Source organism: Enterococcus sp. CWB-B31 (assembly GCF_020567645.1).
Lineage (GTDB): Bacteria > Bacillota > Bacilli > Lactobacillales > Enterococcaceae > Enterococcus_L.
Map to the genome: position 1 here is coordinate 51,553 of NZ_JAJDJW010000001.1, position 21,977 is coordinate 73,529.

16 protein-coding genes are annotated in these 21,977 nt (G+C 39.6%); 13 read left to right on the plus strand and 3 right to left on the minus strand.

The features are described 5' to 3' along the window. Positions 1-2: 2 nt before the first annotated feature. From LI954_RS00225 to LI954_RS00245, 5 genes are all read left to right on the plus strand, one after another. Positions 3-617 carry a hypothetical protein gene (locus LI954_RS00225; RefSeq protein WP_202067061.1) on the plus strand — a complete coding sequence of 205 codons (615 nt, stop codon included), beginning with the start codon at positions 3-5 and terminating at the stop codon, positions 615-617. Then, positions 610-1,242 carry a hypothetical protein gene (locus tag LI954_RS00230; protein ID WP_202067060.1) on the plus strand — a complete coding sequence of 211 codons (633 nt, stop codon included), beginning with the start codon at positions 610-612 and terminating at the stop codon, positions 1,240-1,242. The genes LI954_RS00225 and LI954_RS00230 overlap by 8 nt, the downstream gene beginning before the upstream one ends. A gap of 633 nt (positions 1,243-1,875) precedes the next feature. Then, the gene (locus LI954_RS00235; protein ID WP_229443163.1) at positions 1,876-5,772 is read left to right on the plus strand and encodes a pectate lyase-like adhesive domain-containing protein; all 3,897 of its coding nucleotides are present in this window, start codon (positions 1,876-1,878) and stop codon (positions 5,770-5,772) included. Positions 5,773-5,782: 10 nt separating this feature from the next. Then, positions 5,783-6,118 (plus strand): DUF7006 family protein, encoded by a 336-nt coding sequence (locus tag LI954_RS00240; protein WP_229443164.1) that lies wholly within the window; start codon positions 5,783-5,785, stop codon positions 6,116-6,118. Between the two features lie 188 nt (positions 6,119-6,306). After that, complete coding sequence (locus tag LI954_RS00245) at positions 6,307-8,889, plus strand: HAD-IC family P-type ATPase (protein WP_229443165.1); 2,583 nt, start codon at positions 6,307-6,309, stop codon at positions 8,887-8,889. Positions 8,890-8,954: 65 nt separating this feature from the next. Here LI954_RS00245 and LI954_RS00250 read toward each other — a convergent pair whose 3' ends face one another. The 3 genes from LI954_RS00250 to LI954_RS00255 all read right to left on the minus strand — a co-directional run bounded on the left by LI954_RS00250 (position 8,955) and on the right by LI954_RS00255 (position 11,799). Then, complete coding sequence (locus LI954_RS00250; protein WP_229443166.1) at positions 8,955-10,406, minus strand: helix-turn-helix domain-containing protein; 1,452 nt, start codon at positions 10,404-10,406, stop codon at positions 8,955-8,957. Positions 10,407-11,178: 772 nt separating this feature from the next. Further along, positions 11,179-11,358, minus strand: coding sequence for a tyrosine-type recombinase/integrase (locus LI954_RS16260; protein ID WP_420705962.1), 180 nt, complete (start codon positions 11,356-11,358; stop codon positions 11,179-11,181). 183 nt (positions 11,359-11,541) lie between these two features. Next, a complete protein-coding gene (locus LI954_RS00255) occupies positions 11,542-11,799 on the minus strand; it encodes a hypothetical protein (protein WP_229443167.1) in 258 nt (85 codons plus the stop codon). Between the two features lie 355 nt (positions 11,800-12,154). On the opposite strand from LI954_RS00255, the gene LI954_RS00260 reads away from it, so the two are divergent. The 8 genes from LI954_RS00260 to lepB all read left to right on the plus strand — a co-directional run bounded on the left by LI954_RS00260 (position 12,155) and on the right by lepB (position 21,974). Then, a complete protein-coding gene (locus LI954_RS00260) occupies positions 12,155-12,844 on the plus strand; it encodes a winged helix-turn-helix domain-containing protein (RefSeq protein ID WP_229443168.1) in 690 nt (229 codons plus the stop codon). A 190-nt stretch (positions 12,845-13,034) separates the two neighbouring features. Continuing rightward, a complete protein-coding gene (locus tag LI954_RS00265; protein WP_229443169.1) occupies positions 13,035-17,300 on the plus strand; it encodes an isopeptide-forming domain-containing fimbrial protein in 4,266 nt (1,421 codons plus the stop codon). 22 nt (positions 17,301-17,322) lie between these two features. Next, positions 17,323-17,676: an LPXTG cell wall anchor domain-containing protein gene (locus LI954_RS00270; RefSeq protein WP_229443465.1), complete on the plus strand. Its 354-nt coding sequence runs from the start codon at positions 17,323-17,325 to the stop codon at positions 17,674-17,676. Further along, positions 17,673-18,479, plus strand: coding sequence for a WxL domain-containing protein (locus LI954_RS00275; protein WP_202067052.1), 807 nt, complete (start codon positions 17,673-17,675; stop codon positions 18,477-18,479). The genes LI954_RS00270 and LI954_RS00275 overlap by 4 nt, the downstream gene beginning before the upstream one ends. Positions 18,480-18,511: 32 nt before the next feature. Further along, positions 18,512-19,267, plus strand: a complete 756-nt coding sequence (locus LI954_RS00280; protein ID WP_202067051.1) for a WxL domain-containing protein — start codon at positions 18,512-18,514, stop codon at positions 19,265-19,267. Between the two features lie 82 nt (positions 19,268-19,349). Then, positions 19,350-20,423: a DUF916 and DUF3324 domain-containing protein gene (locus LI954_RS00285; RefSeq protein WP_202067050.1), complete on the plus strand. Its 1,074-nt coding sequence runs from the start codon at positions 19,350-19,352 to the stop codon at positions 20,421-20,423. Positions 20,424-20,445: 22 nt separating this feature from the next. Further along, positions 20,446-21,114 carry a hypothetical protein gene (locus LI954_RS00290; protein ID WP_202067049.1) on the plus strand — a complete coding sequence of 223 codons (669 nt, stop codon included), beginning with the start codon at positions 20,446-20,448 and terminating at the stop codon, positions 21,112-21,114. 14 nt (positions 21,115-21,128) lie between these two features. Next, entirely contained in the window at positions 21,129-21,974 is an 846-nt protein-coding gene (lepB, locus tag LI954_RS00295; protein ID WP_229443171.1) for a signal peptidase I, read from the plus strand. Positions 21,975-21,977: the final 3 nt, after the last annotated feature.

Here is a 21,977-nt window from a genome sequence, read left to right on the forward strand (position 1 = left end):
GAATGAACGTTAACTTATTACCGAAAAAATTTATAAAAAATCGGGCCATGGATGTCATCATTGTTACGACAGCTTTGATTTCTGCGATCCTGATTATCGCTTTTCTGATTACACACCTCTTTTTCACAACGCAAGTACGAACCTATACTAACAATGTTCAGATTGCTCAAACAGAAAAAATTGAACTGGAGAATAGAATCAATGAACTGCAGCAGGCGCAGTCACAAGCGATGCAGGATTTTTTACTAGTTTTAAAGGGAGAACAAAAACTGATGGAGCCGATCATGAGTGCGTTTAATGATATTGCACATAAGCTGAATTTGACACTGATAAATTATGAAGTCTATCTGGCTGAAGGAGAAGCTGCAGGAAACCAGAAGTTGGTAGGAGAAGACGGTACAGAGCTTTTACCTACAATTACCATTAAATTCAGAGGAGACCTATTTTCCAATTCTCCAAGCTTTAAAGAGAATGTTGAAATGCTTGAATGGGTCTATGATTGTCAGCCGATCTCAATGAGTCGCGACAATGATTATGCAGAAGCGGAGTTTGCAGTTCGGCTGAAAATGGCAGATGTCCCTGTAGTTTTGATGAAGGGAGAGGCTGCTGATGAATAGAGTATTGTTTACCAAAAAACATATATCTATTTCAGTGTTGATTTTGATTGCCATCGTTTCGCTGAGTATCGTCAGCTGGTTTTTGATTATTGCGCCTAAAAGTAAGGAACTGGGAGAATTGAATCAAAAATTGTCTGCCGTTAATGAAGAAATCAAACAGCAAGATAATTTATTGAGAAAAGTGGAGAATCTGCCAACATTATTGGAGTCGGATACGGTTAAAAACGAACCGGTTATTCCCAATGGACTCCAATTACAGAAATATTTTGATCAGCTTAGACAGCTGGATGAATCATTGGGCATTTCTCTTCAGCATATTTCTTTTGACAATGCAGTCATCTTCCCAGATCCGGAAAGTGGTGAAAGTGGAGAAGTTTCCGCAGCCGGGCAGCTGAAACAGTTGCAGAATACGACCGTTGGAATTGACATTCTTGCGAGGAATGAATCAGATTTACTTAACTTTGTGAAAGAACTGGAGTCTGCGCAACGATTTACCAAAATTGGACAAGTGAGTTATCGCTGCAATCCTGATGCTGTCGGAGAAGATGCTTATGCTTTTTCAGCAAGTATTATTATGCAAATGTATTACATCTCTTATGCAGAAACCGGCAAACCAGTTGAATGAGAAAATAGGAAAAAGCTTTAATGAAAGTAGTTAAAAATGTGTTTCAGACTTGTTCTATCGGTTGTGGAAAACAGGTTCATCTTTTCCTGTGTTCACATGCAGAGAGTTGTGCAAATAAATTAATAGTCAACTTAATTGGCAGTTTGTCTTGCATGACCATAAGACATGCGACGAGCATTCAAAGAAGCAGACTTTTAATACAGGAATGAATTATTGCTAACGTATCTGATTGTCAGTTCGCATACCGCTGTCTCTTTGGATAGGGAATAAATTTTGATAAATTTATCCCCATCAGAGCATTGCATACCCTCTCACTAGTTTATTTATTTTAGTGAGACGGGCAATCCCACTAGCTGCTCGTTCCTATCATTGAACCACATAAGTTAAAATTTTCTATTATTGAATATCATTTATAAAATACCTTTTAATATAAATTACAATCTGATCGGAGTCCTGGATCAAGTACTGTGATTCAATACTGCCCATTGTAACGCGTTTACTTCACTATCTAAGACAGCATAATTAGATTGTTGCAAGTGAGGGGCGAAAATAGATTGTAAATCTTTGTATATCAAGAATTTGGAAGGTTTAGGTGAATATATTTTGAATTACCTATTGTAGAGGAGGAAACAGATGAAGAAGAAACGCAGAAGAATTGTTCAGCCTAAATTGCTGATGGTAATAGGCAGCCTGCTGCTTACAGCATCTTTACTGGTTATCCTGGTTATTAACTTTTTGGGGAATCTTGGGAAAAACAACTATGTTCTTTCCAGTGAGTACAATGATCAGCAGAGTCATTATTATGTAACGATTGAAATCAATCAGCCAAAGGAGGAAACGATCCTTTTCCAGTCAACAGATGCTATGTCTGTCTCAATGGAATCACTTGAGGATTTTCAGTCTGATGAAGTGGAGCTTACAGAAGCACCGAATGAAGAAAATGGGGTTCAGCTAAAAATAAAGGCAGCCAATAAAAAGGTTCGCCTGTCATTGCCGATTCCCATTCTTGAAACAGAGGAACAAACCTTCCAGGTAGTTCGAAAAGGCAAGGTAATTAAAAAACACAAGGTAGCTATTTCAACAGAAAATCTTGAAGCAGCCGAGTTGGAAGAGGTGGGAACCGCAGCAGAAATGGAAAAACTATCATCTACCAATTCGGTAGTAAGGATGGCTGACCTTTCGTTGAAAAATAGCAAGAATCAGTTTGTATTGTTGGATGACAGTCAGTCAGAAACTGCTGTTGTCAGCACGTATCAGGAGTTGATTACAGCAGTAAACACTGCAGCTGTTTCTAAAATTGAATTTGCTGAGAATATTGTTGCCACAAGTACAAGACTGGCAAATATTACCAGAGATTTAACTATAGACGGAAAAGGGTATGCTTTTACAACGACAGCCAATACAGCGTTTACGTTGGGAGATACTAAAAAGGCAGATTGTACGTTTGAGCTGTTGAATCTTTCAGTAAATTATTCAGCTAGAAATGATGGCTTTATTTTTGCTTCTAATACAGCAGTTTCTTTTTATTGGACGGTTAATATCCAGAATGTTGAAGGCTCTTATGAGCAAGTTGGTACAGCAGGCCCCTATTTTCTAAGTATCCCTCAGGGAAATGTCAACATACAGGGAAGATTTTATTGGTACAGCAGCAATACCATCCCGTCTTTAAACAATTTTAAAGGAGTAATCTGTGCTTCAAATGTTCATATAACAAATAATGCAGACGTACGAATTACAGCGGCGCATACGATTATTCGTCTGTATCCTGGAACAAATTCAGTTGAAACATCCTTGATTATAGATCAAGGTTCAAAGGTCGTCTTGGCCAGTGATTTGCGACAAGCAGTCTGGGCAAACTATGAGGGGGCTAGTAATGTGATCGTTTTTTCAGTAGTAGGTGAAGGGACGACACTGACCGCTACGTCAAAAGGGTCATTCTATGGTTCTGACGGCGGGGTTATCACGCTTCAGGGCAGTGCAAAAGACGGACGTATTTCCAAGACAGAGGTTTTGGGAGGAGCGGTTGTTCATGTCTATGCGCAGGCTTCAAGCTCTGAAGCAGGAAAGGATAATCCAAGGACAGCCTCAGCATTTGTCAATCAGGTTATAGACGGCGTTTTTAATCTGGATGGTGAGGGCAGTATTTTAACTTTGGAAGCAGATGGTGAAGCACATAATTATTGTTCAACATTACGCTTTCGTCTGGTAGGTGCACAGACATTTTCTGTTACGAACAATGCAGAGATGAATGTGATTAAGCATTCTGGGGCAGCAGCAGCGGTAAGACTGTATGGTAGAGACAACAGCTTTATTGCCAAATCCGGCGGCAAGGTGAATATTGTGAAAAACGGAAATAACCGGGCGCAAAATGGCGGTGATACAGGTGGGCAGCAGGCGATACAATTCACTGTTGATTCCTATGGCGTTTCACTTTTCGAAATCGAGGATTCTGGAAGCACCATTTATGCAAAATCTTCTGATGGTCCTGCGATTGAAGCACTAAGTGGTGATTTCCGGTTCATCATAGGAAAGGACTCAACCTTTCGGATGGAAGGAACAACCTATGGCGCAGAACGAGGTATTGTTCATGCTGGAGCAGCCCAAATTGATATTCAAATAGATGAACCCATCTTTTATGATTTTAGGAATAATCGTATCAATGGCGGACAGGTTTTTTCAACTGGTATTTTTGGAAACAACCAGATATTTACTTCAAATAATGTTAGTCTTTCTGTCTGGAAAAAGAAAAACAATGTTGATTTGGATGCAAATCCTGATGTTTTTTGGAGCAAAATCGGCTATGAGTTGACTGGGAGAGATTTTAAGACTATTTCTTACTCTGAATTTCCCGGTCAGTTCAACGCCACTAATTATGAAGGAGCTGATAAGTATACACGAATGACTGGTAATAACTATCGGGCGGTTGTTGATGAACTGAGAGTACCTACAAATGCGGATAAACATGTTTATGGTCATGTAACGGTCCCTTATTCTGATGATGGAAGTGAATCCAGAGATGCTTGGGAAGAAGAAGTTTGGGTAACCCTTCAAATCGTAAATGCTGACGGTACTGAAAAAGAAAAGGCGATTGTGTCCACAAAAGGGATGAATGATGTCCTGCCGGGTGTAGCTGTGTATGGTGAAGCAGCCAGAGGAGGTATCTTTGAGTGGGAATTAGACGATTTTCTTCGTGAAGGGGAACAGGTCAACGTGCTGGATGCCTATCGAGGCGGTTCCATGGATGCTTCTTCCAGTCAAAATATTCATAGTAATGCAGAAGACATCAAGGTTGAAACAGTCGTTGTTCAGGATGTCACTCCTCCAATGAGTCTGACAGGTGATATGGAAAAAGTTACCGATACAACGAAGCAACTGACTGGAATAATTGATTTATGGGATGAACGAGATCAGAAACAGATGGACAAAGTACTTATTTTTGCGAAAATAGGTGAAAATTTCCTGACAGACAACGATGGAAATTTATTGTATGAAGAAATTACTGCAGATAGTGAATCTGTCTCAGATTCAGAATTGACAAAGAAAAAATGGGTGTTTGACTTATCTGACTATCTGCTTGTAGGAGAAACTATTGAAATCTTTGCAAAAGATACTGCTGATGTGGTAGGGACAAGCGGGGCACTGCCGGATACATTTACAGACACCCCTAATGGAGCGGCAGGAAATATTAATCCGTCGGCTTTTACCTATGACAGCTATGAAGGGTATCATGACGCGGTTGGTGACCAACGGTTTACTCCATCACTATATTTCGAGGCAACAGCAGCGGCGCCGTCAAACCCGGAAATCATTATTGAGGTTCCGGAAGGATTTGATCGTAATGAGGAAGATATTCCGATTTTAACAAAAGGAAATCAGCTGCTTTACGAAATAATCGTTAGAAGCGGCGACAGCAGAAATTCCGGAAGGGATCCTGTTAAAAAGCCGAAAGTAACAGTGACTTTATCAGATCAGCTCCAGTATGATTCATTCGATAAACTGTTGAATAATTCGGCTGTTGATTCTTATGAGTATAAATCAGCGGAAAATACACTGGATGTTTACCTGAAATCAGAATTGAAGGCAGGGAATATTGTATCCTTCGGTTTAAGTGCGGTAGTAAAAGATGATACACAGGCTATTAAAACAACAGCAACAGTTATCGGAGAATCCACACTTGAAGAACCATTTATTATTGGTCCGCCAAATGATACACATAATCATAAACAGCTCAGTGCAGAAGACAGTGTACTGGTTGTTCCTGGTGTGAAGAAGGAAAGCGGTGAAGCTGTCTATCTGTCTGTGGTCAATCAGCGATTGAAGGTTTTCTATTCCAATATTACTGAATTTACGGTGTATATGGATGGCAGTGTCTATAAAACGTATACAGTACCATTAAAAAAGACAACAGATTCAATGCAGCTGGATATTCCAGTTGATGAAATTCGAAATAAGATTTCTGTAAAATATAATGATGGAGCGGTCGATAAATGGGTGTACTGGAATAATAAATGGGACTTTGTTACAGAATAGGAGTGATAAAATGAACTTTTCTTGGGAACGTGAATTATCTGGATTTTCTGATGGAAAAATCGATCAAATAACAGAAAAATATTATAAGGATCTTCAAAATCAGGCTGTACATCTCATAGCAAAAATAAATGCAGAAAATTTTTCAGAGAGTATTTCGAAACTTCATGGAATTGATGAGAAATGCCAGCTGCTGTTTTTCTATATAGGACATATGGAGGAAGAATGGTTTAGAGACAGTTCTGAAATGATTACCTGTATTGAAGCAGATTACTTAAAATCCTATTTGGAAAAACTACCTGCTCAACAAGCATACGAAAAAGGGGCATTACTTTATACAGTAAGCTGAATAAAATAGAAAGTGGTAAGGATTCAATTTCTTAAATCATGTTTAAAGTTGTGAAAAAAAATGGGGATGGGACAGATGCTTGTCACGCCCCATTTTTTTCATATCTGGCTGAAAAACGTGACCTCCATAAATCCTGGAAGCTCGTATACTAAGAGTATAAATAGAAAGCTCACAGGAGGAAATCAGCAATGAAATGGCACAATCTAAAAAAAGAAGACATTACTCGAAGTTTAAATATATCATCTGAAGGCATGAATCAGAAAGAACGATTGATGAAGCTTCAAAGCGAAGGACCAAATAGTTTATCAGAGAAAAATGAATTGAAGACTTGGCAAAAGCTAGGAAAGCATTTTATCGATTTGTTAATGATTGTATTGATGGTTGCTGCATTGCTGAAAGGTATTACGGGAAGCTATGTTGAAATGGGTATAATTTTAGCTGTTGTTGTGATTAATGGACTGATCGGTTATTTTCAGGAGCGAAAAGCAGAGGAATCATTGAATGGTCTGAAGCAGATGATGGGACAAGAGGCGGTTATCCTTTCAGAAGGAGTCAGAAAAACGGTGGATTCTGATACGCTTGTGGTCGGTGATATTGTGGTTCTGCAAAGCGGTGATGTTGTTCCGGCGGATATTCGATTATTGGAGACGCATGAGTTAGTTATAGAAGAATCTGCACTCACGGGAGAATCTTTGCCTGTTGAAAAGCAGGAAGAGGAATTGGCAGAAGATACCCCGTTGGGCGATCGAACCAATATGGCATTTTCAGGAACGTTAGTACAGGCCGGTTCAGGAAATGGTGCAGTTATTGCGACAGGCGATGAGACACAGATTGGTCAGATTAATGCGGCATTACAATCTGTTCAAAAACAGACAACGCCTTTAATTCGAAAAATGAATCAGCTGAATAAGCAAATCTTTAAAGGATTGATGGGCTTTATCGTATTTCTGATTTTTTTCACAACCTTCAGATATGGAATGAATTTCAGCCTGCTTCTTTCTTCTGTTATTGCATTGATTGTGTCTGTGATTCCAGAGGGGCTGCCGGCAGTTCTAACAATGATCTTGTCTATGGGCGTAAAGGAAATGGCACAGGAAAAAGCAATCGTTAAAAGTATGCCGGCAGTGGAAACACTGGGAGCGATGACCGTTATTTGTTCGGATAAAACAGGAACCCTGACAAAAAACGAGATGACTGTTGTGGATATTGTTCTGCCAATGGACAGCGAAGAGGCTGACAGAAAAATGAGTGCTGAAACCAGGCTTTTCTCCATTATGAATAACTGTCAGGATTTGAAACTTCAGGAAGATCAGCAGCTGGAAGAGCTAAGTGGAAACCCAACTGAACTGGCATTGCTGAAATATGTAGATCCGCTTTCTGTACCGTATCTGGACAAACTGGAAAAAATTCCTTTCAGTTCTGCTTACAAGTACATGGCAACTGTTCATCGCAATACGGAAGGTAAAAAAGTGCTATTTGTAAAAGGGGCTCCAGAAGTATTGCTTGAAAAAGCAAAGTTATCCAGTGCTCAACAGAAATATTGGGAGCAAAAAGCCGCTGACTTGGCTAAAGAAGGGCGTCGTGTTCTTGGCTTTGCTTCAAAAGAATTAATTGAAAATGAGCTGCTGACGCATGAAATTTTGAATGAGCTGACAATGATAGGGCTGACAGGAATTATTGATCCTCCGAAAGAGTCAGCGATTCATGCTGTCAAAGAAGCACAACAGGCGGGTATTGCTGTAAAAATGATTACAGGAGATCACAAGGATACCGCTCAATCAATCGGCAGACAAATTGGACTGAATCATACTGCACAGGTATTGGAAGGAAAAGAGATTGATTACTTAACAGATGATGAGTTACAGATGAAAGTAAAATCAGTTGATGTTTTTGCACGGACAACCCCGGAGCATAAGCTGAGAATTGTAACGGCTTTGCAGCAAAATGGCGATGTTGTGGGAATGACCGGAGATGGTGTGAATGATGCACCTGCGTTGAAAAAAGCAGATATTGGTATCGCTATGGGGATTAAGGGAAGTGAAGTGAGCAAACAGGCTGCAGATATGGTACTGGCAGATGACAACTTTGCGACAATCACCCGTGCGGTAAAAGAAGGGAGAAGAATTTTTGACAACTTGAAAAAGACAATCAATTTCTTCCTGCCGACAGCATTAGCTCAGGGACTGATTGTAATTTTTGCTCTTTTGACTAATCGGGAACTACCTTTGACACCAGTTCAAATTCTTTGGGTGAATATGGTGACAACCATTACATTGTCTTATGCACTTGGTTTTGAGCAGGCACATCCGAAAATTATGCAGCGGATGCCGAGAGATCCAAAAGAGCCGATTCTTTCTGGCTACAGCCTATTTCGAATTCTGTATGTATCTCTGTTGATTACGATTCCTGCCTACCTGCTGTCAATGCAGTATGACAGCATTCAGGTACAACAGACCCTACTTTTACAAAATATTGTACTGGCACAGGCTTTTTACATGATTAACTGCAGAGAGCTTCTGGACCCGGCAATTAATAAGAACCTGTTTAAAAATCAGGCCCTTTTCATCTCACTTGGATGTCTGGTCATTTTGCAGGGGGCAGTTCTTCTTCTTCCAATCGCACAGAATATGATTGGGACAACAGCACTGTCACTTAGCCAACACCTGCCAATTCTGCTGAATACATTGATTATATTCCTTGTTGTAGAAGTAGAAAAGTTGGTGTCTAAAAAAATTAAAGCAAGAAAAACAGCAAAAGAAGTAATGATTTAATTTAAAAAAGCCTATTTACTGAAAACAGCCAGAATGCTGAACAGTAAATGGGCCTTTTGTATTTTTTAGAGGTAAAAAGGGCGAATAAGCTCCCTGATTTCCTGCATTTCGTTTTGTGTGGGAATGGAAGAGACATAAACAACTGTCTGTTTGGATTGGTATTGCAATGGATAGTTTGAAATAATAATATCATTTTCTTCTAACTGATAATTGCTGAGCTCATCTGTATTCAGGTTTTTTAAATGAACCCTGTTTCCCAGAAGATCCTGCAGTTCTCTGTATAAAAAGCTTTTCCATGCTGGTTCACCTTGGAAAAGAAAATAAGCTGTAATTTGTCGTGGACTGATACTATACAAGGCCTCTTTGATCAGAAACGCTAAGGTATTAATAACATAGCCTGAATCAGACAGATAATCTAATCCATAATTTTTAACTTCTTGACTGATTAACTGGTATAGCTCCGGAAATCGGCGCTGACTCAATGATGAAAGCTCATGATATTCCAATAAAAATTTATCAGAAAGCTGTTTGGATTCAAAATATTTTAGTAAAAACAGCACAAGATTCTCTGTCAAATCTGATTTATCTAAGTTATTTTGATTTAAAGCGGCAGACAAGCCGCTTACAAAACGATTCGCTCCAGCAAACAAATCAGGATATTCTTTTAATAGAAGATTTTTCAAAAAGGCATCAGGAATAACACTGTAATTCCAGCTTTCAATGAAACAGAAAAAGGCAAAGAAATGCTCCGTTTTATTTAACCGAATACCTTCAGAAGCATACAGTTTTTCTAGGTCTTTATGATAAAGTTTAAAGAGTGCATCTTCTTCATCAAAATGAAAAGCCTCTGTTAAACATCCGGCCTTGATTCGAATTGTATTTATGAAAAACCAGCAGGTACCAAAAATTTCTTCTGTTTCAATACCAATACCTGATCGTGAAATTCTTGCAAGAAAATCACGGTAATTGGTTTGATGAATGGCATATTCCTCGAAGAAAAAATTGTTATGAGTAAAGGGCAGAAGCAGACGATGGTAGAAGACACGAATACTTGATTCTTCACCGGTCAAAGAAATAGCGGTGGCAGAGACAGTAATGCGCAGCTGAAAATCTTTTAATTTCTGATTAACTTTTTTAGTGTGGCGTTTTAGTGTTTCAAAAGAAATTCCGTGAGTGTTAACAAAGGTCTGTACTGCGAGTTTTTTTGAAAAAAGTAATTTCTTGATAAGTTGAATACTGATGGAATCCTTCATGAAATATTCCCAGACTTCATTAGTTGTTGCATAGTCAGCAGAAATAAGCGACAATCCATTATTCCCATCGGCTTCCAGTTGCCATCCCATAGGTAAATCGCTTCTCAAAGATTGGATATCATTAAAAACAGTTCGTTCTGTTGTACCAATATTGGCCGCCAGTTCTTTTGCCGTCAATTGCGGATGATTTACTAAATTTTCGAGAAGACTGATTTTTCTGCTTAAATCTTTTTCAGTAATAAGGTTTTTTGCTAATGAATACATATAATTTTCTCCTCTTGCTTATTAAGTGAAGTATACATTTTTTTATGAAAAGCCTCAATGGGGAACTACCCGTAAATACAATAAAAGCATGAAAAAATATTTTTCTGAAACTGTAGAAAACTTTCTGAAATACATGGTTATTAATCAGAAAATTTGCAATTGGTACGTAATAACTGTGAATTACAAGAAAAGACCGTACAAGTAATCTCCCGGTTGTTGAAATTCATGTTTAATTTATAGTAGGTCTCCGGCTATTACAGCACTTTGCATCATCATTTTTAAATTTTTATAGCTAAAATACTTATTTTCAAATATATGAAGAATATTCTTGATGACTCTTTAATGATTTATAATAATTGCTGAAATTGTTGCCGAGCAATCATTTCAGCAATTATCTTCTTTTTCCTACAGTGAATCAGTATAGGTATCCAGTGTGGGTTCAATGGAAGTATGGTCTAGTAATTTACTTAATGAAGAAATAGCTACTCAGCTTTCTATAACCGCATACAGCGGAGGTATATCTTAAGGCATAGAAGTTAAAAAATTCAGTATTACATTTTACAATTGTTTTCTTTAAGCTGCAATTAATTACTCTTGATTCCATAAAACTAGCATTGTTTGATGCGATATGCTCTGAAACTATCTGTTTTTTCTTTTATAATAGATAGATGTTCAAATTCTTAGCCAACGTAATCTTGTGAAATGCTCCGTTTATTTTTTGACTATTTATAAGTATTTTTATTTTCTTTAAGTTATCTGGAATAGGAATTCTTTAAAGTGTATGCTTAATATTTATAATATCTTCAGTAAAATCAATATCTGTCCATTTCAACCCGCACAGTTCTCCAATTCTCATTCCTGTTGCTAAACCAATAATAACAGTGGAACAATAGTTTTCTCGAAGTCCATATAATTCAAGCTTTTTGCAAGTGAAGGTACATGTTCTTTGAATATTTAGTGTTTATTGCACACGTCTAAGATATTTTTGAAATATAACAGAAATGTTTCCGGACGTATTATCCTAATATTTTTTTGTGATAAATAGTAAAAAAAACCTAGATACATTATTTTTTATAATAAAAATATTTTTTTCTTACTAAAAAAGCTGATATGATTTCTGAATTTCACCTCGTAGCTAATCTATGTAGATTGTTTTACTTGTTTCTTTATTACTTCCCGCAGCCAGTAATTCATCCATTCTTCTACAAAATAATATTTCTGAATCTTCTATAATGTTATGTTTTTTTGTTGACAATTTTTCACATATTTCTATATATTCATTCCTATAAGTATACTTGTAAACAATTTTTTCTTTTCTATTTTGGGCTTTTTTATACCTGTCTTCCCAGCAGCCATCTTTCCGCTTGCAATTTTTTTCTCCTCTTCTGACCATATATCTACCACTCTCCATTTGACGTTTTTTTTGATAGTCAATAAAATCTTTCTCAAGAAGATATCTTTTAAAATGCTAAAAATAATGATTGTATTTTAAGTTCCTCTCATTTTTTTCTTTTAAATGTTAAAAACATGAGAAATTTTACTTATATTTTATATAGACTTTAAAAAATACGTATATTATAATTTGAATTGTCGAAGATAACATTTAAATTTGATTTCTTGTAATATAAAAAATAATTGTTTATCTGTTTATATCTGAAAAATAATCTAAATAATCATAATTTCAAGATATTATTTCATCGGAAATTTTATTTTTATCTCAAAATAATAAAAGTGAAGGAGGAAGGTACATGTATAACATAGGTGTGAATCATTCAGCGAAAGAATTTGAGTCTACATACATAGAGAATATAGAAAAGAATAGATACAATGTCTTGCAAGTTGATAACGAAAATATGGATAAGGTTGTAGACAATCTGGATGGAGTTGTTCTTAAAGAAGATAGTGATCAGAATATTGGTGTAATCTGCGGGTTGATTATGAAAATCAAAGAAAAATCTAATCCGCTTATCTGGGTTCTTTCCGATCAGCCATCTGCCCTTCAAAAAGTTCTTTATCTTCAACTGGGAGTAGACGGTACATTTACTTCAGAAACAGCTCCTGAAGAAGTAAACCTGATTATCAGAAATTCATTGAATCGTTATCAAAAAGTGAAAAGTAAATCAACAAAGCCTGAAATTGAAAAGGGATTGGGTATTGAACTGCTGCCATATAACCTGAGTATCAAACTAGAGGCAACACAGCAGGAAATTCCTTTAACCAAACTGGAATTTCAATTGATGAAGCTGTTGTATGACAATTTGCATGTCGGCGTTTCGTATAAAGAGATTTACGAGTATGTTTGGCAAAAGCCATATAAAAATAATAAATACAGAGTAGCAAATCTTGTTTTTCATTTGCGATCCAAATTGGAAGGTGCCGAAGTTGAATCAGTAGTTATACGAACAGTTCGCTCCAAAGGATATATGTTGTCAGCCTAGTTAATGGAATAAAAACTGGACAACAATCCAATGTAGAAAAAAAACAAACAATTATATAGTATTTCGTTTCTAATCAAAAATCAGAGATCAAAAACACACTATGAAATCTAAAAGATCTCCTTTTTGAAGAAATTGAAATAAATGTGTTGTCTATCATCAACACGCTATTTTTGAGGAAAGGAGGAAAATAATGAAAATTGGAAGAAAGCTTCAATATCTTATAAAAGCTGGTGTAGTTGTTACGATGCTATTTATATTTTTGGGTACTGCTCAAAAAGCTGAAGCAGGCACAGTAACTTCCTGGGCAGAGTTTGTTTCGGAACTTCAAAATCCTGATATTTCAGAAATAACTTTAGGAGGTCCTATTACAAAGCCGACGGGAGGAGCTACTCCTGGAACCATTTCCAGAGATATTACGATTAATGGGAATGGCAACACTATAAATTTCTTTACAGGTACTGTTAATGGTGTGATTTTGGGGAATGTCGGCAGTCCAACGACGTTGACTTTAAACAATGTGGATTTGCATAAATACACAACTCCCGCAACAGCAGTTTTTTCTGGTAATGGTACCAATTGGACGATTAACCTGAATTCAGTAACAACTGGAACGCAGACAACAACAGCTCAAAGTGCTATTTTGGATGCTGTAGGTGCAACAGTAAATATTTCCGGTACAACAAAGCTGCGTATGCAGTCGAACACAGATATTCCTCATATTAAAGCCACATCATTAAATATATTAGATGGAGCAGATGTTACATTTGCTCAAACATCCAATCGACATGGTGGTGCTTTTCAAGGAAATACAGTGACGGTTGGCGAAAATGCAACAGTTGATTTAGGGACATGGACGACCAATGGAGCTGCTGCAAACTATAACTATGGCTTGAATGCTGCGACAAGTGTTGTACTTGAAGAAGGTGCTTCTGTAAAAACTGGTACTATTTCAGCAAACTACACGAGGGTAATCAATACAGGTTCATTTACTGCGAAAACAAATTCAACACTTGAAGCTGCATCAACTTCGACTTATGCAACGGTTATTGCCACAGCAGGTGATATCACAATTGAAGACGGAGCAACTGTAAAAGGTTCTTCGACAGGTGTTAACAATACACAGATTGATGCTGCTGGCTCTGTAAATGTCTTAAGCGGCGGAACATTGGATCTAACTGCCAGTGGGGCAAATACTACGCAAGTAAAAGCTGGTGCTGCTGAGTTTGTCGTTCGTAATGGAGCTAACCTTAATATTGAGTATACCAATACAACCAATACAACGAGTTACTCATTTTATGTGAATAAATTTATTGTAGAGGACAATACAACGTTTAAACTTACTCCAACAGGAACTGGTCACCGTATTTATGGAACCGGCTTTACTGTAGGAAAAGGTGCCGATGTAGAAATTACCAGCAATTCAGCGAATAGTGATGCAGTTATCTTTCTTATGGAAGAAGCAGATGTACTGATCAAGGAAGATGCAAAAGTAGCAATTACCAACAATGGTACATCTACTACAGTATCTACTAGTGCAAACTATGCTGCCGGTGCACAAGGTTCACATGGTATTTATGGACTGATTTCCAGCTTTACGATGGAAGCTAACTCTACACTTGACTTGAATGCCAATACAATTGGCTACTGGGTAAGAGGGAGAAACTCATTAACGATGTCTGATGGGGCTGTTTTTAATGCCTATTCAAGAACTAGAGAAGCTTTAGCTTTGTGTTATGACTTTGGTGATGGAGCCAACGCAAATACTCCATCGACAATTAATATTTCTGGTGAAGGTACTCAATTGAATATGGACTCTGGGAATACTTCAATGACTGCTAACAATGGAGCAACCATGCGTGTTCAAGGAGACGGAGCTGAGTTCAATCTGTCAGATGGAGCAGAGCTAAACAGTAAAGGGCTCCGTACATCTGCTTTGCAGATACAGTCATTAGGATCTGTGTTTAATGTGAGAAACGGTGCAAAACTAAAACTTCTTAAAGATTCAACTGGGGTGGCAAACTATGATTTAGGTTCAGCTTTACGTTTCCGTATCAGAGGAGCGATGACTTTCAACATTGATAATGCTGTTGTAGATATCACTAGTAGAGCAACTACCGCTTTTGGTATTCGGATGTATGGTGATGGTAATGGTGTGAATGTTACAAACGGTGGACAGTTACGTATTACCAATGAAGGATATAATGGCTCTGCCTCTAATAATAGTAATGGCGGAATAGAATACACGGGTACAGGGTTCTTCTATTTGGAAGGGAAAGACAGCTTGGTAGATATTACTGCTGCCGACGGTCCGGCAATTTTTTCTACATCTGCATTAAGTGCAGATGTTGGTCCGGGTACAAACTTTATTCTAGAAGGAAGAAGTTCTTCTGCAAATAGCGGTGGAGCAATTGAGGCAGGTACATTAACCTTTGATTTAAATGCTCCTAAGTATTTCGATATGAGAAATAATCGTCCTGGTGGTGGATACACACTTTCGGGGGGACCAAGTTCGAGAATGACTTCTACACAATCAGATTTGTCAGTATGGAAAGTAGGTTCAAATCTTAACGGAAATCCATTTAGATCATGGTCTATTTTTGATTATACGCTGACTGGTGCTGATTTTGTTACGATAGCCAGTACGAATGTTCCTGACGAGTTTAATACAACACCTACTTCTTATGGAAATATTGGGGCACGGGCTTATTCACGGATGAGTGCGAATAATGCTTCGGCAATTATTGATGAACTCAGAATTCCAACCAATGCTGACAAATTTATCTTTGGGCATGCTTCTGTTCCGGAAGGACTAGATGACATCCGAGATGCTTGGACAGATGAGGTATACATTGAAGTGCAAGTTTATAATCCTGATGGTTCACCAGCATTTAAAACAACAGGTGCTAGTGTCGGTAAAGACGACACCAGTCCGGGGCTGAGTGTTTATGGAGAAGATCCGCGCGGAGGAATATTTGTTATTCCAATTCCAGATGGTCAATTTGCTGTTGAAGGAATGACAGCAGAAGTCATTGCTGCATGGCGTGGCGGAGCCGATTCAACATCTGATCGTGTCCATACAAGTGAGGCTGATGATATCTTAGCGGGGACTGTCAAAACAATTGATGTTACACCTCCAGTTCAAGTTGTTTCATCAACCGATTTAACCAATGCAACCAAACAAATTTCTGGAACTGGCGATGAAAATGGTGCGAAAGTCTTTGTTAAGCTCAATAATGAATGGCTGGAAGACAGTGATGGTAATTTGGTTACTACAACAGTTGCAAATGGACAGTGGCTGATTAATTTGCCTGCATATGTAGAAGAGGCAGATAAAGTAGATGTTTACCTAAAAGATAATACACTAATCGATCCTGTTCCAGAGTATGTTCTACCAGTAAGCTATACACAGGAGCCTGATGGTATTTATGGAAATATCAACAAAGAAGTGGACGGTTATGATGCTTTTGAGGGATATCATGATGCTGTAATTACGGGTGATGCCGATTATCGTTTCGATAAGGCTTTGCGTCTTACAGCTAATAATGTAATTCCGGAAGATGTTTCACTTGTAAAGGATGCGAAAGTATATCGTAAAGATATAGAAGTTTCCGATGCACAAGTTGGCGATACAGTGGAATATTCTTTAACGGCCAAAAATTTGACAGCTGACACATTCTGGAATGCTGTTGTTTTGACAGATGTTCTGCCAAGTCAGGTTGATTTTGATTTAGCAACTGCTGATGTAAAAATTGACGGAACTGCTGTGACAGAAGATCAGGTAGAGTATGACGAAGCAACTCGTACATTGTCTGTAAAAGTAGGAGATATAACGACGAATCAAGTAGTTGTTACGTTTAATGTGAAAATTAATACGACTGGTGCTGGAGCAACTATTATAAATAAGGCAATAGCCGATGGTGAATCTTTACGTGAGACACCGTTTGTTCCCGGTCCAGTGAATCCTGACTCTGACCATGAGCCAATCACTACTGAGTCCAATGAAAATAAATTATTGGATGTTTATGGAACATTGAGTTTAGTTTCAGCTCCAAGTGAAATTGACTTTGGAACAAAAACTACTGGAAGCTATGGAGCAGTTTTTGCTGACCAGCCAACATTTGATACAGCTTTAGTTGTGAATGACAGCCGTGCTACTGCTTCAAACTGGACATTGACAGCGACAGTTACCAAGGTAATGACTTCTGTGGATGATGAAAACTATACGTTGCCAACTTCATTGAAATATAAAAATGATGATGGAATAGAAACAATGAGCTTAGATCAGGCAGTTATAATCACCCAACAGACTGCCGCAGGTGACTATAATGTCAGTCAGTCGGAATGGGAAAACAAAGACAATGGCTTTGTGATGGATGTTTCTGCTACGCAATATCGAAAACTTGGTGAGTACCAAGCTGTCATTGAGTTTACTGTTGCGGATACGTTTATACCATAAAAAGGAGGTAATAGTGTTGAAAATGAAAAAATTGTTCCTACTATTATCGTCTCTGATTATGGTAATAGGGTTTACAGTAGTTGGAAATACAGCTTTTGCTGAAGGTAACGGCGGTCAAGTTCAGACCAATGGACAAATAACATTCTATGAAGATGAACCGAAGCCTTCCAGCTCCGAACCGCCTGTTTCAAGCAGTTCGCAAGAACCTGTACCTTCGGTCAGCTCTTCTGAACTGCCGGTAACCAAACCGGCTGGGAAATACCCCTCTACAGGGGAACTGGTGAAGAAAAGTCTGTCCATCAGCGGAGCAGCTCTGATTGTTGCTGCCTTCCTCTTATTCCTTTATAAACGTAGGAAAAAGGAGGCAGAAGAATGAAACAGACGTTAACACATCTGCTTGGCTGTCTAGTTCTTGGGAGCGTACTCTGTGCAGCACTTCCTGTGTCTGCACAGGCGGAAACCTCAAGTACAGCCGGCAATGGCCACGTACGGTTTGCTGGGGATGAAGGCGACGGGCTGGTCAAGGATCCGGAACATCCGGATACACCGGTGGATCCGGGTGAAAGTCCAAGGACCAACGGAGACCTGCGCATCGAATTTGTTCCGCAGCTGAGCTTCTCAGCGAATAGGCTGTCATCAAAGGATACCAGTTATCCGGTCAATGCCCAGCTGTTTCACGACGGTACGGCAGCCCGGGGAAACTTTATCCAGATTTCGGATTACCGGGGTGGTGCTTTAGGCTGGACGTTACAGCTTCGGCAGGAGATGCAGTTTTATAATCCTGACACCCCGAACCGACAGCTGGATGGTGCCGTGCTGTCTCTAGATCAGGCGTGGACTAACTCCGCCCAGACAGCGGTTCAGGCACCGGTGGTGTCCAAAGAAGTCATTCATCTGGACAATATCGGTTCTACCTATAATCTGGCAGAAGCTGCCGTGGGTACGGGTTCAGGTACCTGGTCGATTTCCTTTGGGGCTTCAGCGGAGAATCCATTAGGATTAACCAGTACATTGACCCCTAAAATAACGGAAGATGGTCAGCCTGTCGTTGATGCGGCCTATGAAAACCAGCAGGTTTATGAAAACAGCGCCATCAAGTTGTCCATACCGGGGGCAACCAAAAAGGACCCGGTTACTTACACAACGGTGTTAACTTGGATATTAGCCGAGTTGCCATAAATAAAACACACACACATTAGGAGGAAACACACATGAAATTATCACACAAATTATGCGGAGCTGCATTAGTAGCAGCAGCAGGACTGGCAATTGCGTTGCCAAATGCTACAAAAGCGGTAGAAGATCCAAAAATTGGTACCGGTACCGGGCATATTGCTTTCACATCTGACACTTCAGGTGTACCAACAATCACAGATCCAGGTTCTTCTGATGGTACACAGATTACAGATCCATCTATGGTAAACCCAGGTGATTTCGGAATGATCTTTGTAACACCATTAGAATTTGGCGAGCACAGCGTGGCTGGTATAGGTTCTCAAACAACTTGGAATGCTGAATTATTTGCAGCAAACAAAGGTAATGCTGATGAATTTGACGTACAAAACTTTGTATCTTTCCAAGACTTCCGTGAAGCAGCGGATCACCAATATACATTGCAAGCAGAAGTATCAGAACAATTCAAAACAGGTACAGGTGTGCTATTAACTGGTGCGACAATCCAATACAACAACATGTGGTTAAGCAACAACGGTGGAGCAGCTGAATTGGATCCTGCAGGCGTAACAACAAGTGCAGTAACATTAGCCGGTGACACTGGTGAAAAACAAACATTTATCGACAACCCAGCAGGTGGTGCAGGGAAAGGATACGGACAATTCGAATTGAACTTCGGTACAGCATCTGATGCAACTGGAGCAGAATCAGTTGTTCTTGAAATTCCAGTAACAACAGCGAAAAAAGGGGATTACACAGCAGTAATCACTTGGACACTTGCGTCTGTAAACTAAGAAGATTTAATGTGTTGGAGGGCGTCGGCTTGACTCAAGTCGGCGACCTTCTTTCATAAAAGGAAGCGAGGAAGACAAAAAGATGAACAAGCGATGGATCAGCCTGATGATTGGGCTATTATACATAGTAGGACTGGGAGGTTTTGCGACCTCGACATATGCAGAAGAAGGATCTTCTGACACGAATGCCAACCCGGCGGGTTTTTCATACAAGGTGATGTTTCCAGAGAATCAGCGAGATATGACGATCGGGTACTTTGATTTACGGATGAGTCCTGGCCAGCAACAAACGGTTCAGATTGAATTGGCCAACAATGGAGGGGTAGAAAAAACGGTGGAAGTTTCGTTAAATGGGGCCAAGACCAATGGGAACGGCGTTATTGAATATGGTCCTATCGCCATTGATAACGATGCTTCGTTAAAGTACGATTTCAAGGACTTGGTAAAAGGACCGGAGACGGTGACTCTCCCGCCGGGAGAAGTGGTGACGCTGGATCTGGCCATCACAATGCCGGAGGTAAGCTATGACGGCGTGATTTCTGGTGGGATTCAGCTGAAGGAAAAAATAGATGAAGAAGCCCGAAAAGGACAGACTGGATTGATTAATGAATATGCCTTTTTGATTGGTATGATGTTGACAGAGACCGATACAGAGGTACAGCCGAATTTGGAACTGAATCAGGTATATGCAGGTACCAACAATGCCCGCAATACGATCTATGTAAACTTTTCAAATGTGGAAGCAGAATACCTGAACGCGTTGACTGTGGAAGCGCAAATTACTAAACAAGGTAGTGAGGATGTCATCTATGATACAAAGAAAGCCAATATGCGGGTAGCTCCAAATAGTATGGTGGACTTTCCTATCTCCATGAATGGTGAACGGATGGAACCTGGGGACTATCATGCTCGTGTTGTGGCCACTGCCGGTGACCGAAGTTGGGAATGGGATCAGGACTTCACGATTACAGATGAAGAAGCGGACAAATTTAATAAACAGGATGTACAGCTGACTCAGGAACAAGGCATCAACTGGTTGTTGGTGGGACTGATTGTCGGAGGCGGGCTGGTGCTTGGTGGAGTCCTCTTTTTGATTGTGTACCTGAATCGTAAGAAAAAGAAAAAACAACGCAAAACAAAGAAAAAAAGAAAGTAAGTAATGGAGAGGAGGGAAAGAAATGAGTGTATTAGATTGGTCATTCGTTTCGCTGTTAGCTGCGGCCCTTCTCTTTTTGTTTTTCGGGCTGTTCTTTCTTTTTTTCTGGGGGCGAACCCGAGGCAGAATGAAGAAGCTGTCGGGGAGACGACCGCCTAAAAACAAAAAAAAGAGAAAACGGTGGAAACGACAACAGAAAGAGTTGCGTGCACAGTACAGCCGTCAGTGTACCGGTTGGATTGTTCTACTGGTATTGGCACTACTGGCAGGTGGGGGCAGTTTTTATACCCGCTACTATCAACAGTATCATTTACAGGCAGAAGATTCAGAAGCCATTGTTCAAAGTTATTATTTATTGGAGGAGCTGGTAGTACAGCTGCAGGAGCTGGAAGCTGGCACAACGCCGCAGAAATCCTTTAAAAATATCCATGAGCTGTCAGGACGACTGGGCAGTTATGGGGCACGAAAGGCTTATCAGGGGTTGACAGAAGACAATCAAAAGCTGTTGAACCGATACTTTGTTCAGTTGAGAGAATTAGGTGTGAACCTAAATGGACAGAGGGTGGAAACGTTACAGGCGACAGAAGCCATTCAGGGCTATCTAACAGATATTGAAAAAGCAGAAGAAAGTCAGACAAAAGTCTTTAAGCAGTTTAAGGTAAATGAAGCCGCATTGAAGAAGAACCAGTAAGAAGGTGGAGAAGCGTGCAGAAAAAAAGAGCAGCCACCAACCAACGACAAATAAAGCTGCAGGCCTACACAGAAGGAACAGGGAAGCAGAAGAAGACAGCTGTGGCTAAGCAGGGAAAGAAACAGAGAAAAACAGGGAGACCGGCTTCCGATGATTGCGGGAACGCGTCTTCTACAGTGAACCTGCAGAAAGCAGCTGCGAAAAAGAAAAAACGAGTAAACAATACAGAAAAACCAAAGTCGGGTAGAAAAAGACGAAGCCGTTCAGTTAGTGCTTCTTCTCATACATATGTAAAAATGAAAAAAAGAAAACAGAAACGATCCCGAATACTACGCACTTTTTTGATCGAGCTGGGTCTTACAGTGGCTATTGTGAGTATGCTGGCAGGAAGTATAGGCTATCTGACGCTTTCCTTACCAGTAGTGGACGGTTACGGGATGACTCCGACACTGAATGATCAGGAGCGACTGTTGGTGAGAAAACAGGGAAGCATCAAACGATTTAGTCTGGTATATATCAAGAATCCACAGACTGGGCAGCGACTGATTCGTCGCGTGATCGGTCTGCCGGGAGAAACAGTGGAGTATCAGGAAGGACACCTCTGGATCGATGGAGAGGAAATCCCAGAACGTTTTTTATCTAGCATCGGAGAAAGCGAAGATAGCACACCGGCAACAGCAAATTTTATTTTACAGGAGCTACTGGGCCAAAGTAGGGTCCCACAAGACAGCTATTTTGTATTAGGTGACAATCGTCGCTATGCCAGCGATAGCCGAAGTTTCGGTTTTGTTTCGGAAGAGGTGGTGATAGGGGTAGTAACAGCCCGTATCTTCCCCTTACATCAAATGACTCAGTTTTAACAG